Origin of the sequence: Halomonas sp. JB37 (assembly GCF_002332255.1) — a bacterium.
Taxonomy (GTDB): Bacteria; Pseudomonadota; Gammaproteobacteria; order Pseudomonadales; family Halomonadaceae; genus Vreelandella; species Vreelandella casei.
On the sequence record NZ_NRGW01000001.1, the window covers coordinates 3,020,021 to 3,035,935 of the forward strand.

Annotated in this window: 14 protein-coding genes; 8 read left to right on the forward strand and 6 right to left on the reverse strand. The window is 55.0% G+C overall.

The genetic code is table 11. The features are described 5' to 3' along the window. Positions 1–89: 89 nt before the first annotated feature. The 8 genes from CIK78_RS14040 to CIK78_RS14075 all read left to right on the forward strand — a co-directional run bounded on the left by CIK78_RS14040 (position 90) and on the right by CIK78_RS14075 (position 7,300). Positions 90–1,757: a benzoate-CoA ligase family protein gene (locus tag CIK78_RS14040; protein ID WP_096281250.1), complete on the forward strand. Its 1,668-nt coding sequence runs from the start codon at positions 90–92 to the stop codon at positions 1,755–1,757. Between the two features lie 16 nt (positions 1,758–1,773). Next, a complete protein-coding gene (locus tag CIK78_RS14045) occupies positions 1,774–2,916 on the forward strand; it encodes an ABC transporter substrate-binding protein (RefSeq protein WP_096281252.1) in 1,143 nt (380 codons plus the stop codon). Positions 2,917–2,979: 63 nt separating this feature from the next. Continuing rightward, positions 2,980–3,900: a branched-chain amino acid ABC transporter permease gene (locus CIK78_RS14050; protein WP_096281254.1), complete on the forward strand. Its 921-nt coding sequence runs from the start codon at positions 2,980–2,982 to the stop codon at positions 3,898–3,900. Next, positions 3,893–5,002 carry a branched-chain amino acid ABC transporter permease gene (locus tag CIK78_RS14055; RefSeq protein WP_255249106.1) on the forward strand — a complete coding sequence of 370 codons (1,110 nt, stop codon included), beginning with the start codon at positions 3,893–3,895 and terminating at the stop codon, positions 5,000–5,002. The genes CIK78_RS14050 and CIK78_RS14055 overlap by 8 nt, the downstream gene beginning before the upstream one ends. Next, positions 4,995–5,747, forward strand: coding sequence for an ABC transporter ATP-binding protein (locus tag CIK78_RS14060; protein WP_096281256.1), 753 nt, complete (start codon positions 4,995–4,997; stop codon positions 5,745–5,747). The genes CIK78_RS14055 and CIK78_RS14060 overlap by 8 nt, the downstream gene beginning before the upstream one ends. Further along, a complete protein-coding gene (locus CIK78_RS14065) occupies positions 5,740–6,420 on the forward strand; it encodes an ABC transporter ATP-binding protein (protein WP_096281258.1) in 681 nt (226 codons plus the stop codon). Before CIK78_RS14060 ends, CIK78_RS14065 begins: the two co-directional genes overlap by 8 nt. Before the next feature lie 47 nt (positions 6,421–6,467). Further along, positions 6,468–6,875 carry an acyl-CoA thioesterase gene (locus tag CIK78_RS14070; RefSeq protein ID WP_096281260.1) on the forward strand — a complete coding sequence of 136 codons (408 nt, stop codon included), beginning with the start codon at positions 6,468–6,470 and terminating at the stop codon, positions 6,873–6,875. An 11-nt stretch (positions 6,876–6,886) separates the two neighbouring features. Beyond that, the gene (locus CIK78_RS14075; protein WP_096281262.1) at positions 6,887–7,300 is read left to right on the forward strand and encodes a RidA family protein; all 414 of its coding nucleotides are present in this window, start codon (positions 6,887–6,889) and stop codon (positions 7,298–7,300) included. Positions 7,301–7,344: 44 nt separating this feature from the next. Here CIK78_RS14075 and CIK78_RS14080 read toward each other — a convergent pair whose 3' ends face one another. The 6 genes from CIK78_RS14080 to hslO form a co-directional block, all read right to left on the reverse strand. Beyond that, entirely contained in the window at positions 7,345–8,193 is an 849-nt protein-coding gene (locus CIK78_RS14080) for an alpha/beta hydrolase (protein WP_096281264.1), read from the reverse strand. 23 nt (positions 8,194–8,216) lie between these two features. Next, positions 8,217–8,720, reverse strand: a complete 504-nt coding sequence (locus CIK78_RS14085) for a disulfide bond formation protein B (protein WP_096281266.1) — start codon at positions 8,718–8,720, stop codon at positions 8,217–8,219. Next, positions 8,717–10,357: a glutamate--cysteine ligase gene (gene gshA / locus CIK78_RS14090; protein WP_096281268.1), complete on the reverse strand. Its 1,641-nt coding sequence runs from the start codon at positions 10,355–10,357 to the stop codon at positions 8,717–8,719. The genes CIK78_RS14085 and gshA overlap by 4 nt, the downstream gene beginning before the upstream one ends. 183 nt (positions 10,358–10,540) lie before the next feature. After that, positions 10,541–12,886 (reverse strand): Tex family protein, encoded by a 2,346-nt coding sequence (locus tag CIK78_RS14095; protein ID WP_096281270.1) that lies wholly within the window; start codon positions 12,884–12,886, stop codon positions 10,541–10,543. A 231-nt stretch (positions 12,887–13,117) separates the two neighbouring features. Then, positions 13,118–14,671 carry a phosphoenolpyruvate carboxykinase gene (locus CIK78_RS14100; RefSeq protein ID WP_096281272.1) on the reverse strand — a complete coding sequence of 518 codons (1,554 nt, stop codon included), beginning with the start codon at positions 14,669–14,671 and terminating at the stop codon, positions 13,118–13,120. Positions 14,672–15,032: 361 nt separating this feature from the next. Continuing rightward, positions 15,033–15,908 carry an Hsp33 family molecular chaperone HslO gene (gene hslO / locus CIK78_RS14105; RefSeq protein WP_096281274.1) on the reverse strand — a complete coding sequence of 292 codons (876 nt, stop codon included), beginning with the start codon at positions 15,906–15,908 and terminating at the stop codon, positions 15,033–15,035. Positions 15,909–15,915: the final 7 nt, after the last annotated feature.

The following is a 15,915-nucleotide window of genomic DNA, read 5'->3' on the forward strand; positions in this document are numbered from 1 at the left end:
GACGTATTTAAGACGTATTTAAGACGTACTTAAGACAGAGCCAAGACGTGGGCAGGAATAAACAATGACACCGAATACGGAGGTTGGTCATGTACATCCAGTCAGCCCATGCTGATACTTTTGCGCGGGATAACCTGCCACCCATTGATTGCCAACCCGCGTTTTTGCTCGCAGGCTGCGATTATCCTCAACGACTCAATGCAGGCGTGGAACTCTGCGACCGGCTGCTATCCCAAGGCTTTGGCGAACGCATTGCCTTAGCGGGCAACGGCCGTCGCCGCACCTATCGCGAGCTCACCGAGTGGACCAACCGCCTGGCGCACGTATTGGTGGAAGACTTAGGCGTCAAGCCCGGCCAGCGAGTGCTGATTCGCTCAGCGAATAACCCGGCCATGGTCGCCTGCTGGCTAGCCGCCACCAAGGCCGGTGCCGTAGTGGTTAACACGATGCCCATGCTGCGCACGAAAGAGCTGAGCCAGGTGATTGATAAGGCAGACATTAGCCTGGCCTTATGCGATACGCGCCTGCTCGACGAACTGCTAGAATGCCAGCAGCAGTGCCCGGTTCTGCAACGCATCGTGGGCTTTGATGGCACCGCCAATCATGATGCGGAACTTGACCGTTTAGCACTAGGCAAACCCGCCACGTTTGACGCGATAGATACCGCAGCCGACGACGTCGCGCTGCTAGGCTTTACTTCCGGCACCACCGGCCCACCTAAAGCCACCATGCATTTTCATCGCGACCTGCTGGCGGTTGCTGACGGCTACGCCAAAGAAGTCCTGCAGGTCACGCCAGAGGATGTCTTTGTCGGCTCCCCTCCGCTGGCCTTCACTTTCGGCCTGGGTGGGCTGGCAATATTCCCACTCCGCTTTGGCGCTACGGCCGTGTTACTTGAGCACGCCTCGCCGCCTAATATGATGGATATTATCCGCGAGTATCGGGCCACGGTGGTCTTTACAGCGCCAACGGCTTACCGGGCAATGCTCTCAGCACCCACTACCCAAGCGGACCTAAGCAGCCTGCGGGTGGCTATTTCGGCGGGCGAAACGCTGCCTGCACCGATTTATCATGACTGGATAAAGCAAACGGGCACACCGATTCTTGATGGTATCGGCGCGACGGAAATGCTGCACATCTTCATCTCGAATCGGCTGGACGACCATCGCCCTAACTGCACGGGCAAACCGGTAACTGGCTACGAGGCACGCATCGTGGATGATGCAATGCACGATGTACCCCGCGGCACGGTCGGCAAACTAGCGGTTCGCGGCCCGACCGGCTGCCGCTATTTAGCCGACCAGCGCCAGCGCAGGTATGTCACTGATGGTTGGAATATCACCGGCGATGCGTTTTATCAGGATGAAGATGGCTACTTCCATTTCGCCGCTCGCAACGACGACATGATTATCTCGGCAGGCTATAACATTGCCGGCCCAGAGGTCGAAGCGGCATTGCTCGCCCATCCCGCGGTGAAAGAATGTGCGGTGATCGGGGCACCTAACCAGGCCCGCGGCCAAATTGTCGAAGCTTTTGTGGTTTTAAACGATGGATTTCAGCAAGATGAAGCTTGTCAGCAAATGCTACAAGACTTCGTGAAGCAGACCATTGCGCCGTATAAGTATCCTCGTTCCATACGTTTCATTGAAGCTCTGCCAAAAACAACAACGGGAAAGGTTCAGCGTTTTCGCTTGAGCCAAGAGCATTACCCCAGCGCTGACTCTCCTTGCACTAACACAAGCAACAAAACGATTTAATAATGAGGGAATTGCTATGAAACAGATAACTCGCTTGGGCCTTGGTTTACTGCTCTCTTCAAGCTTGGCGACAGCGCACGCTGATGACGTCAAAATTGGCATGATCACGACTCTGTCTGGGGGCGGCTCGCACTTAGGTGTGGATGTTCGCGATGGCTTTATGCTGGCGCTTGAACAGTCGGGCCGTGACGATGTTGAGGTCTTAATTCAGGACGATGCTAATCGCCCGGACCTCGCGCGCAGCTTAGCCAATGAGTTTATGCAGCGTGATGAGGTCGACATTCTGACCGGCATCATCTGGTCTAATTTGGCAATGGCCGTGGTTCCCGCCGTCGTGCGCCAAGGCACTTTCTACCTTTCCCCCAACGCCGGCCCTTCCGATTTAGCGGGGCGCATGTGCCACGAGAACTACTTCAACGTCGCGTATCAGAATGACAACCTGCATGGCGCCATGGGCGCTTATATGCGCGAACAAGGCTATGAGCGGCCAATTATCATGGCGCCCAACTACCCGGCAGGCACCGATGCGTTAGCGGGCTTTAAACATCTTTATGAAGGCGAGGTTGTCGACGAGCTTTACACCCAAATGGGCCAAACCGACTACGCCGCTGAAATTGCCCAAATTCGTGCCAGCGATGCCGACAGCCTGTTCTTCTTCTTACCCGGCGGAATGGGCATTTCGTTCATGAAGCAGTGGGAAGGCTCTGGAGTCGACATGCCGATCTTTGGCGCGGCGTTCTCGTTTGATGAAATCCTAATCAAAGCGGTAGGCAGTGCGGCGATTGGTGCACGCAATACGTCACTGTGGGCGTACGACTTAGAAAATGACGCCAATGAGCGCTTTGTTGAAGGCTTCCGAGAAGCCTATGACCGCACGCCAACGCTCTACGCAGCTCAAGGGTATGACACGGCTAATTTAATCCTTAGCGCGCTTGAGGTCGCTCATCCTGATGATAAAGACGCCTTCCGCGAAGCGCTGCGCGCAGCAGACTTTGACAGCGTGCGCGGAGATTTCCGCTTTGGCCCTAACCAACATCCGATCCAAGACATTTACGTTCGCGAAGTCGTAGAAGGTGACGATGGCCAGCCCACCAATCGCTTGCTGGGTATCGCCATTGAAGATATTCAAGACGTCTATTTTGAAGAGTGCCAGATGTAATATCGCCGCGGCTGGGTGCTATCACCCAGCCTTTACTCTCTTCCTTCGCAAAGGTTAACTAACGTGTCCGTGACACTGCTAATCGAGCAAATACTCAACGGCGTACAGCTTGGCACGATGCTGTTTCTGATGGCCAGCGGCCTCACTCTGGTATTCGGGGTAATGGGGCTGATCAATCTTGCCCACGGTTCCTTTTACATGGTGGGCGCCTACGCCACTGCGGCGGTGACGGCATCAACGGGCTCATTTCTGATGGGGCTGGCAGCGGGCATGACGGCAGCAGCCTTGGTTGGCGCGCTGGTTGAACTGTTGGTCATACGCAGGCTTTATCATCGCCCTCACCTCGACCAGGTATTGGCAACGTTTGCGCTTATTTTGATTTTTTCGGAAGGGACACGTTGGATTTTTGGCTCGTCGCCCATGCGACTAAGCCCGCCATCTTGGCTAACCGGATTCGTCACCCTGCCGGGAGACACCCGCTACCCGCTTTATAGGCTGATGCTGATTGGCGTCGGCATTGTTATTTCAATCGCACTTTACTTTCTGATCTCTAAGACACGCTTAGGCATGCGCATTCGGGCTGGTGAAAGCGACCGCGAAATGATTGGTGCACTCGGCGTTAATATTTCAAAGCTGTATACCGTCGTGTTTGCCTTAGGCGCCGCGCTAGCAGGTTTAGCCGGAGCGCTGGTGGGCGCGCTGCAGTCGGTGCAGGTGGGCATGGGCGAGCCGGTGCTTATTCTGGCCTTTGTGGTCATCGTGATTGGCGGTATCGGCTCGATAAAAGGCGCGCTACTCGGTGCGCTGCTAGTCGGGCTTGTGGATACGCTTGGGCGCGTCTATTTGCCGATTTTCTTTCGCGCGTTCATGCCTCCTTCTGAGGCCAGCGGAGTTGGCGCGGCGCTAGCGGCAATGCTGATCTATATCCTCATGGCCGTGATACTCGCCTTCAAGCCAAAAGGACTGTTTGCCGCCCATGACTAATAACATTCCTACGTCAGCCGTATCGTCTAAACCTACGTCTAACAGCGCTCGTGCTTCTATGCCCAAGCACTCCCACTCAGGCGGCTCAGGCGCTGCGCCAGCTAATCAGGCAGACAGCCATTTTGGCCGCAAAGGGCTGGTGCAAATTGCGCTGCTTGGGCTGCTGTTGTTATTGCCCGTGGCGGCGTATTTTTTTGGCCACCTCTACTACGTTAATTTAGCCTCGCGCATCACCATTATTGCCATGGCGGCGGTCGGGCTTAATCTGGCGATTGGCTATGGCGGCATGGTCAGCTTTGGCCATGCGGCGTATTTCGGCCTTGGGGGGTATGTGGCTGGCATCAGCGCTTATCATGCGTTTGATTTCACGCCGTTTATGACCTGGCCGATAAGCATTCCGGGCAGCGACAGCTTATTAGTGGTGTGGCTAGCCGCTGCCCTGCTGTGCGCGCTGCTGGCACTGGCGATCGGCGCTATATCCCTGCGTACGACCGGGGTGTACTTCATTATGATCACCCTCGCCTTTGCTCAGATGATTTATTACTTTGCTAACTCCTGGCCAACTTACGGCGGTGAAGACGGCCTGCCCATTTATATACGCAATAGCCTTCCTCTGGTCGATACCACCAATGCGTTGACCTATTTTCTGATCTGCTTTGGTGGCCTGGTCATGGCAATGGCAGTTACCTCGCGGCTGATGAAGTCGCGCTTTGGCGCGGCGCTCACCATGGCGCGCTTAAACGACGTGCGCCTAGCTACTGCAGGCGTCAGCCCCTACCCGGTTCGACTGGTGGCGTTTGTAATTTCTGCCGCAATTACCGGGCTGGCCGGCGCACTCTATGCCGATCTCAATGGCTTTGTTAGCCCGTCAGTGCTGAGCTGGCATTTCTCGGGAGAGCTAATGGTGATTGTCATTCTAGGCGGCGTAGGGCGCCTTTACGGCCCCTTGGCCGGGGCGATTCTGTTTGTGATGATGGAAACCTTTCTGGGCGGTATCACGCAGTACTGGCAGCTTTTTCTAGGGCTAGTGCTACTGGGCGTCGTGCTATTTGCCAAGCACGGAATCATGGGCTGGCTGGCAGGGAGAGAGCGTAATGAGTGATAGCGTCCTTTCACTGCAAAATCTGCATAAACGCTTTGGCGCTCTGCAGGCGACGAACGATGTCTCGCTGGATCTTAAGCGTGGGGAAATTCATGCGCTGATTGGCCCTAACGGCGCGGGAAAATCAACGCTGATTGGGCAAATCGCCGGCAATATACGCCCGGACGAAGGTCACGTTTATTTGGCCGACACCGAGATTACCGGCATGAGCATTGCCCAGCGCGCTCGTTTAGGGTTAGGGCGTAGCTTTCAGGTATCTTCACTGGCTGAGCCGCTATCAGTAATGCGTAACGTGATGATGGGCGTTCAAGCGCTACAAAGTCACAGCTTTCGTTTCTGGCGCCCGGTTGCCAGCGACCAGCGCCTGCTTGAACCCGCTTATGAGGCGCTGGAACGCATGCAGCTAAGCCACCGCGCTTGGACGCCGGTATTTGAGCTTTCTCACGGCGAGCGTCGCCAAGTAGAAGTAGCCTGCGCTCTGGCACTGAAGCCGCGCGCCCTGCTGTTAGACGAACCCATGGCGGGTTTGGGCCCAGAGGGCTCTGCCAAGCTCACTGAGCTGCTTGAAGCGCTGAAACTTGAAGTCCCGATTCTGCTGATTGAACACGATATGGAAGCAGTGTTTCGCCTTGCTGATCGCATTTCAGTGCTGGTCTCCGGAAGCGTCATTGCCCATGGCGACAGCGAGGCGATTAAACAGGACCCACTCGTCCGTGAAGCGTACCTGGGAGATTCAGATGCTTAAGATTGCGAATATTGAAACCTTTTATGGCCCTTCCCAGGCGCTGTTTGGCGTTAATCTCGAAGTCAATGCGGGTGAGATGGTCGCATTGATGGGGCGCAATGGAATGGGAAAAACCACCACCATTCGCTCTATATTCGGCCTCACGCCAGCCAGCCGCGGTACGATAGAGTTTGAATCTCAGAACCTGCGCCGCTTGCCTGCTTATCGAATTGCCAAAGCGGGTTTGGGCTTAGTACCGGAGGGGCGCCGCTGCTTTCCCAATCTTTCCGTACGCGAAAACCTGCTGGTCACCGCCCGCCCGGGCGAGTGGACATTAGAGCGGGTGGAAAGATTATTTCCGCGCTTGGAAGAGCGCCGGACACAAATGGCCAAAACGCTGTCTGGCGGTGAACAGCAAATGCTGGCGATTGGCCGCACGCTGATGACTAACCCGCGCTTGCTGGTGTTGGATGAAGCCACAGAAGGCCTGGCTCCGGTGATTCGTCAGGAAATATGGCGGGCGATTCGTCTGCTCAAAGAGCAAGGCCAGGCAACGCTGCTCGTGGATAAATCATTAAGCGAGATTCTCCCCATCGCTGACCGCTGCACCATTCTTGAAAAAGGCAGCACTGTCTGGGATGGCAAGCCGGCGGCACTGGACAGCGCTGTTCGCGACCGTTATCTGGGCGTGTAGTTGAGATTTCTGACACGTCGTTGAGAATAAAAACAGGGGAAAGCGCCATGACGTTTACAAGCCAGCGAAAAGTCCGCTTTCAGCACTGCGATCCGGCGGGGATCGTTTTTTACCCTCGCTATTTTGAGCTGATCAACTCGGTCGTCGAGGACTGGTTTGAGGAAATCGTGCAGCACGATTTTAATCAGTTGCATATTGAAAGCGGCACCGGAGTGCCCACCGCCGCTATCGACACACAGTTTCACGCGCCTAGCCGGCTCGGCGAGCTGCTTAACTTTGAATTAACCGTTCAGGCCATTGGGCGCAGTAGTCTGGACCTTAAAATTGTTGCTTACTGCGGCGAACAAAAACGCCTAACAAGTTGTTCTACTCTAGTATTTATGGATTTAACGAGCGGTAAGTCTATGCCATGGACCGACGCGATACGCCAGCACATTACCGTTGATAACCTATAAGGATAGCCCTAATGAGTGACGCCACCTTTCATCAGCTTCTTCATCCTTCTCACTGGAAGGCAGCCGTAGGCTATGCCAATGGCGTGCTTGCCTCCGGCCAGACTGTTTTTGTTGGCGGGCAGATTGGCTGGAATGCCGAGCATGTCTTTGAAAGCGACGACTTTGCTGTGCAGGTTAACCAAGCGCTGCAAAACATTGTGGCGGTACTAAAAGAGGCGGGAGCAGGCCCTGAGCACTTGGTACGTTTAACCTGGTACGTCACTGACAAGAAGGAGTATTTAGCCCGCCTTAAAGACGTAGGCGCCGCCTATCGCGAAGTGCTCGGTAAGCATTTTCCAGCGATGACGATGGTGCAAGTGGCGGGGCTTGTCGAAGACCAGGCTAAAGTAGAGATCGAAGCAACCGCGGTGATACCTTCCGCCTAACTTCCACCTCAGAGCCATAAACAGCGCCCCCAGCGGGCGCTAGCTTAGTCGTGAAACGCTTTAATCCATTCAACAAAGCATCCACCGTTAAGATAGTGCTCAAGAATCGTGAAGTGATCCACGCTGGGGACTAGCTGCTGGGTAACGTGCTGGCCGTGCTGACGCAAATGCTCGCTATAGTCGTTCATTTGGCTTTGAAATCCATCCAGCTCCAGCTCACCTGACACGAGATGCATAGGCGAAGGCACTCGACACGCTAGCCCTAACGGGCTGAATTCGTGCACATCACGACCCGTCAGCTGAAGCTTAGGCTGCAGCCACGACCACGGAAACGGCCGCAGGTCGTATAAACCGCTCACACACAGGGCGCCACGAATCAGTTCGTTCGGCAAGCCAAACGTGCCCTGCCAATCGGTCGACATCAGCATGGCACACAGGTGCCCGCCCGCTGAGTGCCCTGAAATACTCAGCTGATATGGATCAACGCCCAGCTCGTTGGCATGACAAGAAACGTAGGCCACCGCCGCTTGACTCTGCCGCACCAGCTCGCTAAAGCGCACCTGAGGGCACAGCGCATAGTTAACCACCGCCACCGTGATACCGGATTTAACGAGATCATCGACGATAAAGCTAAATTCACGATGACTAAGCGAGCGCCAGTAGCCGCCGTGAAAGAACACATGTACGGGCGCTTTAGGGCTATCGGCATGGAAGATATCCATACGTTCAGCAAGCGAAGGGCCATAAGCAAGATCCAAGGTGACGCGATGGTTTTCCCGCGATGCCTCGCTACGCTTGCGCCAATCATTTACCAACACCATCGGGTCCCGACCCAGCATCGGGTCGTAGGCACGATCAATCTCTTCTTGGCTGGCAAAGTGTTTGTAAAGCACGCCGCACTCCTTGTCACCTAGCCTTAACGTTGACGCACGGCGAGCACTAGCATACGCAGCACGGCGATAGCCAAGATGGCAAAACCGATCAACGTCCAGGCAGGTAGTGAAAGCCCTAGCAACGCGAAATCTATATTGGCACACTCACCCGAGCTGTTTAACACCATGGACACGACGTCCCGCATGGGCAGGATATCCATCATGTATTCGAGCCCAGGCCCGCATGAAGGAACCTCGTCAGCCGGCAGCGACTGTAACCACACGTGGCGCCCGGCGACAAAGGCACCGGCTCCAACGGCCGCCAGCGATAAAAGCCCGTAAATGACTTTGCCGACGCGGCCTGCAGGGTTATGTATGGCTGCAATGGCGAACACAACCCCTGCTGCAATCACTGCGACGCGCTGAAAAATACACAGCGGGCAGGGTTCATAGCCGCCGATATGCTCAAGGCCAAGAGCGACCGCCATCATCAATACACAGAAAGCTAAGCCGGCCAGAGCTATTGAGCGAAAAGAGTGCAGGATCATTGATGAGCCTCAAAAGGTAGCGCCGACAAAGCGCGGGATTCGCGTGCTTTAGTAAAGTAAACCTGAAGAAACTCAGAGAACGTCTCTTGGTCAGCGGCTTCAATATCGTGCTGCTGCTGGTGAGATGTTTCAATTAGCTGGGCTAACAACGCTTCACGACAGCGCTGCATCGGCGCCGCCTTCAGCTGCTCCGCCTGCTCTTGAGCCAAACTCAGCATCAAATCACTTAACGAGCCGCCATTTTCCTTCAGCCGTTCGAGCACCTGAGCGGAAGGCGTAAGTGAGGGGTCACTCAGCCTGGGAGCAAGACTCGCCAATGCCTCTGCGTGAGGTGTACCTTCTTCTACACCGTCAAGCAGACGGGCCACTTCGCCCATTTCCGCAAAGATCTGTTCGCCCCACTCGCTCACCGAAGTGGGCTTACCATGATTAAATAGCTTAAGTTCAGGATCGCGACCGCGCTCGACGACCCAACGACGATTGTCGTCTAAGCGGTCACATTCCTCGTCGGAAATCCATGGGCTATCGCTGAGCAGACACCACATCAAGAACGTGTCCACAAAGCGCATTTGGACTTCATTCACGCCAAGCGGATCGAAGGGATTGAGATCTAAGCAGCGCACTTCGATGTATTCCACGCCGCGGGCTTCCAGCGCCTGACTTGGCGTTTCGTTGTGCTTAGCGACACGTTTGGGACGAATATCGCTGTAATATTCGTTCTCAATTTGCAGAATGTTAGCGTTTAACTGGCGCCACTCGCCATCTACGTTAACACCCATTGCTTCATAGTCGGGCCATGGCGATGAGATCGCGTGACGCAGCGTATTAACGTAATTCGACAGCGAGTTAAAACAGATTTTAAGCTGCGACTGCACTTTGTTTTGGTACCCAAGATCCGACATACGCAGGGTCGTCGCGTAAGGCGCAAAATACGTGTCGTCACTGAGCGACTGCAGCTTATCAGGCACATTGCCTGCAGGCAGAAAGCTTTTATCGATGGCCGGTGACGCACCAAATAAATACAGCAATAACCAGCTATGACGGCGAAAATGACGAATCATGCCGAAATAGCGGGTGGAGCGATAATCGTTGAAGGGGATATTGGTGGCTTTTTCCATTTCACGCAGCGCGTGCCACATATCATCCGGCAACGACACGTTGTAATGAACGCCCGCAATCGCCTGCATGATGCGCCCATAGCGCATGTCTAACCCTTTGCGGTAAACATGTTTCATGGTGCCAACATTGGAGCTGCCGTAGTCGGCAATCGGCACACTGTCGTTGCCAGACAGCCTAGACGGCATGCTGCCAGGCCAAATCCACTCATTTTCTAAGTGATGATAGGTAAACGTATGCAGGTCAGATAAAAAGCACAACGCCTCACCCGGCTGTGAGTAAACCGGCGTAATGTACTCAAGCAGCGACTCGGAGTAGTCGGTGGTGATATGCGGGTGGGTTAGCTTAGAGCCCAGCGCGTGCGGGTGCGGGGTTTGCGCAATTTGGCCATTGGCGTCAACTCGCAATCCTTCTTTTTCAAGCCCACGACGCAAGCGGCCCAACCGGCCAAGGCGCGCACTGGGAAGCAGGCGTTCAACTTGCGCAGTCAGCGCGGATGGCACAGTGAGTGGTTCAGTCAAGGTGAACACTCCTTGTCAGTAAAGCCCGCCGACGGCGGGCCTTGGTGAAATCAGATGGCATCGTCAGCATCTCTGCTTAGCGCAGTAAAAGGCAGGATATGGCGGCAACCATGTATTTTTCAAGGCATCGCTTATCAAGACATCGCTTTTTCAAGGCGCGCGATACGTTACCGCTGCCTATGACTATTCCCCGCCACGCGCTTTTAACAAAGCGGCGCCAAGTGCACCCATAGGTGCCGCCTGTTCAGAGGGCTTCGAAGCACTACGCTGCCCCCGCGCAGGCTTTCGCTGAGCGTTCTGCTGTTCAGCACCGTTCTTAACATCGTTTTCAGCCTCAGGCTGATCATCCAAGCGCATGGAAAGCCCTACTCGCTTACGCGCAATATCAACGCTCATTACTTTAACCGTCACGATATCCCCTGCCTTTACAACGCTGCGCGGATCGTCGATAAACCGGTCGGATAACGCCGAGATGTGCACCAGGCCATCCTGATGGACGCCAATATCAACAAACGCACCAAAGTGCGTGACGTTGGTAACGGTACCTTCCAGCACCATGGCGAGCTTGAGATCTTTCAGCGTTTCGACCCCTTCACGAAACTCGGCAGCTTTAAACTCAGGGCGCGGGTCACGGCCAGGTTTATCTAGCTCTTTAAGAATATCGCTGACCGTAGGCACACCAAAACGCTCATCGGCAAAGTCGGCAGGTTTGAACGCTTTTAGCGCCGCGCTATCGCCAATCAAGCCTTTCACCTCACGACCACCCTGCTTGGCGATACGCTCCACCAAAGAATAGGCTTCAGGGTGAACGGCACTAGTATCCAACGGGTTATTCGCATTATGAATGCGCAGAAAGCCGGCGCACTGCTCAAAGGTTTTCGCGCCTAAGCGGCTCACCTCTAATAGCTCTTTACGACTTTTAAAAGCGCCCTTTACATTGCGTTGAGCAACAATATTTTCAGCCAGCGCCGCACTCAGCCCAGCAACCCGTGACAGGAGCGCGCTGGAGGCGGTATTGAGATCGACACCGACCGCATTAACACAGTCCTCGATCACAACCTCCAGGCTTCGCGACAGCTGCACCTGAGAAACATCGTGCTGATATTGCCCCACCCCGATCGACTTGGGCTCAATTTTGACCAGTTCGGCGAGCGGGTCCTGCAGGCGACGGCCAATGGACACCGCGCCACGGATAGTGACGTCTAAATCAGGCAGTTCACGAGAGGCGTATTCAGAGGCAGAATACACCGAGGCGCCGGCTTCTGAGACCATCACCTTGCTTAACCGGTGCGCGGGCGCCAGCGCCTTGACCAGCTCGCCTGCCAGCTTGTCGGTTTCACGACTAGCGGTGCCGTTACCAACAGCAATCAGCTCAACGCCGTGCTGTTTAATCAGCTTGGTTAGCACGCCTAACGACTCATCCCAGCGATTCTGCGGCGCATGAGGGTAAATAGTCGCCTGGTCAATAAACTGGCCGGTGGCATCAATCACCGCAACTTTACAGCCCGTCCGCTGGCCTGGATCAATCGCGAGGGTAATTTTCTGGCCCGCCGGTGCCGCTAGCAGCAGGTCTTTCAGGTTGGCTGCAAATACCTCGATAGCCGTTAATTCAGCGGCTTCGCGTAGGCGGCCCAGCAGCTCTGTTTCCAGCGCGGTATAAAGTTTTACGCGCCAAGTCCAGCGAACCACTTCAGCGAGCCACTTATCCGCCGCACGGCCTTGATCACTAATGCCGAACTGCTTGGCAATCGTCACCTGGGCAGGATGAACCGGGGCATCGTCTTCACCAGGCAAACGAATCGACAGGCTTAAGATACCTTCGTTGCGCGCGCGAAACATTGCCAACGCGCGGTGCGAAGGCGCTTTGGCCAGCTTCTCGTCGTGCTCAAAGTAGTCGGAGAACTTAGCGCCCTCCTGCTGCTTGCCCTCAAGCACACGGGCATTAAGTTCGCCCTCTTGCCACAGCCGTTCGCGTAATTGGCCAATCAGCTCGGGGTCTTCGGCAAAGCGCTCCATCAAAATCTGCTTGGCGCCATCCAGCGCAGCCTTGGCATCTTCGATGGCGGGAATATCGCCTTCCGCCGGGCGTAAATAATGAGCGGCTTCGCTTTCAGGGCTTAGCGTAGGATCAGCCAGCAGTGCATCCGCCAATGGCTCAAGCCCTGCTTCGCGGGCGATTTGTGCTTTGGTACGGCGCTTTTTCTTAAAGGGCAGGTACAGATCTTCCAGCCGCTGCTTGGTCTCAGCGGCATCAATGCTTGCCTTCAGCGGGCCGTCCAGCTTGCCCTGTTCATCAATGGCGGTTAGCACTGCGGCACGGCGTTCTTCAAGCTCGCGCAGATAGCGCAGGCGCTCATCTAACTGACGTAGCTGAATATCGTCTAGGGCGCCGGTGACTTCTTTACGATAACGGGCAATAAACGGCACGGTGGCGCCGCCATCCAGCAATTCCACCGTGGCAGAGACTTGTTCGGGACGTACGCTTAACTCAGTGGCTAAGCGCGAAATAATACGCTGATTGACATCCATAAATTACAACTAACTCATGCAGCATTTGATATGTTGCCAAGGTACCACAAACCTACCACGGCTGGCATGACTTGCAGCGTAACCGGACCGCCCCCCTTTCGGCGCCTCATCATCGGTCATAAACAAAAGCCATGATCAGACGACATCACAATGATCCGCAGCCACCCATAAAAAATGGGACAGTGCCGAAGCACTGTCCCATTTTGATAACACTGACAGGCAAGCCTATTTTCAGCCCTGAGGGCCCGCTTTGACGATAGCGTCGCTGACGCCTTCGAATTTCTTGAAATTATCAACAAACTTCGTCGCCAGTTCTTTGAGGTGACGATCGTATGCATCACGGTCTTGCCAGGTTTCACGCGGATCAAGCAGGCTAGAATCAACGCCCGGCACGGAAACAGGCACCTGCAAATTAAGGCCATCAATATGCTTGGTTTCGATATCGCGCAGCACGCCGGACTGAATCGCACTGATGATGGCGCGAGTCGTCGGGATGGAGAAGCGTGAGCCGCCTTCACCGTAAGCGCCGCCGGTCCAGCCAGTATTGACCAGGTACACCTGAGCGTCTTTTTTGTCGACACGCTTGATCAAAAGATCAGCGTATTCACGCGCAGGCCGCGGGAAGAACGGCGCGCCGAAGCAGGTAGAGAACGTCGCGGCCAAACCTTCAGACGAGCCCATTTCGGTTGAGCCGACTTTGGCGGTGTAGCCTGACAGAAAGTGATAAGCCGCCGCTTCCTTAGACAGCACGGACACCGGTGGCAGCACGCCAGACATATCGCAAGTCAGGAACACAATAGCGTTCGGCTCGCCCGCGAGGTTTTCCGGCACACGCTTCTCGACGTGCTCTAGCGGGTAGGCGGCACGGGAGTTCTGAGTCAAACTGTCGTCAGCGTAATCGGGCTCACGGCGGTCATCCAACACAACATTTTCAAGCACGGTGCCGAATTTGATGGCGTTCCAGATAACCGGCTCGTTCTTTTCAGAAAGATCGATGCACTTGGCGTAGCAGCCGCCTTCCATATTGAAGACGATGCCGTCGCCCCAAGCGTGCTCGTCATCGCCAATCAAAAAGCGCGCCTGGTCAGCGGAAAGCGTGGTTTTACCGGTGCCAGAGAGGCCGAAGAACAGGCACGTTTCGCCATCTTCACCAACGTTAGCCGAGCAGTGCATGGGCAGCACGTCGGCAGCTGGGAGCAGGAAGTTTTGCACGGAGAACATGGCTTTTTTCATTTCACCGGCGTAACGCATGCCGGCGATTAGCACTTTCTTCTCAGCGAAATTGATGATTACACAACCATCAGAGTTAGTGCCGTCGCGCGAGGGATCACACTCAAAGCCCGCGGCATTAAGGATTGTCCATTCGTCTTTAGCGGCTTGGTTATAAGCCTGAGGACGCACCAACATGGTACGGCCAAACAGATTTTGCCAAGCGGTTTGGGTGGTGACGCGAACCGGCAAGTAGTGAGCGGAATCACTGCCGACGTGAAGTTCAGTCACGAAATGTTCTTGGCCAACTAGATACTCATCAACCCGGTTCCACAAGGCGCTGAATTTGTCGGAATCGAAAGGCAGATTGACACCGCCCCAATCGATTTGACTGCGCGTAGAGGGCTCATCGACGATAAAACGATCTTTCGGAGAACGACCAGTACGCAGGCCCGTATTTACTACCAGAGCACCGTTGGCCGACAGGCGGCCTTCGCCACGTGCCACTGCGCGCTCGATCAGTTCGGCGCTGCTGAGGTTGACGTGGGCTTGGGGAGCAGCTTGAGTCGTGGTCATGTCGATTCCTGGCCTTAAGGCCGTTGTGTCTCGTTTACCGGGCGAAAGGAGCTGCTTACCACGACGTGACGCGTCTAACGTGCAAGCATCTTCATTACCATCGCCTTAAAGTTCATCCCAACCATGGCTAAACCGGCTGGGTGCGCTGAAGTCGGGCGCATTATGGCAAAAAGAAAGCCCCCGGGAAACGGGGGCGAAGATCAAAGATCGTGTAGTTAAACTACTACATAGACACTACATTTTGTGTTGCAGCGCAGTAAATAATAAAACGGCCGTTTGCAAGAGGCGCCGAATTGATTGAATCTACTGGCCCTCCCGCGACGAAGGGCAGATCCATTGCCTGCTGCATCTGACTACATAATTAGTGAATTGTCGGTGATGGCGCTTCAGGGTCATCCAACAAAGTTTCAATATCCGCTGCCGTGTAGTGATATTTCGTGTGACAAAAGTGGCATTGCGTGTCAATTGCGCCCTGTTCTTGAAGAATATCGCGCAGCTCGTCTTGGCCTAACGAGTACAGCGCGGACGTCATTCGCTCGCGAGAGCACGTGCAGCCAAAGCGTAAATCTTTCGGATCGAAGACGCGCACCGTTTCTTCATGATAAAGACGGTACAGCACTTCGCGCTGCTCAAGCCCCAGCAGCTCTTCTGTTTTGATAGTATCGGCCAGCTGCACGCTGCGGCTCCAGGCATCGATATCTTGGTTTTGCGATGCTTCCGGCAGGCGCTGCAACAGTAAACCACCGGCGCGCTCCTCATTCGCCGCCAGCCATAGGCGAGTCGGCAACTGCTCTGACTGGCTGAAATAGTCCTCTAGGCAGCCGCTCAGCGTGTCTTGATCTAACGCCACAATACCTTGATAACGATTGCCTTCACGAGGATCGAGCGTTATTACAATCTGGCCTTCGCCCACCAGTTCGCGAAAGCTTGCATGCTCACTTGGCAGCGCGGCATCTTCTGCAATACGGGCAATCGCGCGCAGCTCACCGCCAGGATTGGACTCTGCCATTAATAATGCCAGCGCGCCTCGCCCGCGCACTTCAATGCTCAGCGTGCCATCCAGCTTAACCGTATCAGTAAGCAGCGCCACCGCTGCCAGCAGCTCGCCCAGCAGCTCATTAACAGCGGGTGGGTAGGCGTGGCGATCCAACACTTCGTGATAGGCGGCAGACAGGGTGACGATTTCACCGCGCACATTGGTTTGATCGAATATAAAGCGTTGAATTTGATCGGACATGATTTAA

What these genes read in the sequence shown, in the direction of transcription:
- CIK78_RS14040 (WP_096281250.1), top strand. Translation starts at nt 90, where the DNA reads ATGTACATCCAGTCAGCCCATGCTGATACTTTTGCGCGGGATAACCTG.
- CIK78_RS14045 (WP_096281252.1), top strand. Translation starts at nt 1,774, where the DNA reads ATGAAACAGATAACTCGCTTGGGCCTTGGTTTACTGCTCTCTTCAAGC.
- CIK78_RS14055 (WP_255249106.1), top strand. Translation starts at nt 3,893, where the DNA reads ATGACTAATAACATTCCTACGTCAGCCGTATCGTCTAAACCTACGTCT.
- CIK78_RS14060 (WP_096281256.1), top strand. Translation starts at nt 4,995, where the DNA reads ATGAGTGATAGCGTCCTTTCACTGCAAAATCTGCATAAACGCTTTGGC.
- CIK78_RS14065 (WP_096281258.1), top strand. Translation starts at nt 5,740, where the DNA reads ATGCTTAAGATTGCGAATATTGAAACCTTTTATGGCCCTTCCCAGGCG.
- CIK78_RS14070 (WP_096281260.1), top strand. Translation starts at nt 6,468, where the DNA reads ATGACGTTTACAAGCCAGCGAAAAGTCCGCTTTCAGCACTGCGATCCG.
- CIK78_RS14075 (WP_096281262.1), top strand. Translation starts at nt 6,887, where the DNA reads ATGAGTGACGCCACCTTTCATCAGCTTCTTCATCCTTCTCACTGGAAG.
- CIK78_RS14085 (WP_096281266.1), bottom strand. Translation starts at nt 8,720, where the DNA reads ATGATCCTGCACTCTTTTCGCTCAATAGCTCTGGCCGGCTTAGCTTTC.
- CIK78_RS14095 (WP_096281270.1), bottom strand. Translation starts at nt 12,886, where the DNA reads ATGGATGTCAATCAGCGTATTATTTCGCGCTTAGCCACTGAGTTAAGC.
- CIK78_RS14100 (WP_096281272.1), bottom strand. Translation starts at nt 14,671, where the DNA reads ATGACCACGACTCAAGCTGCTCCCCAAGCCCACGTCAACCTCAGCAGC.
- hslO (WP_096281274.1), bottom strand. Translation starts at nt 15,908, where the DNA reads ATGTCCGATCAAATTCAACGCTTTATATTCGATCAAACCAATGTGCGC.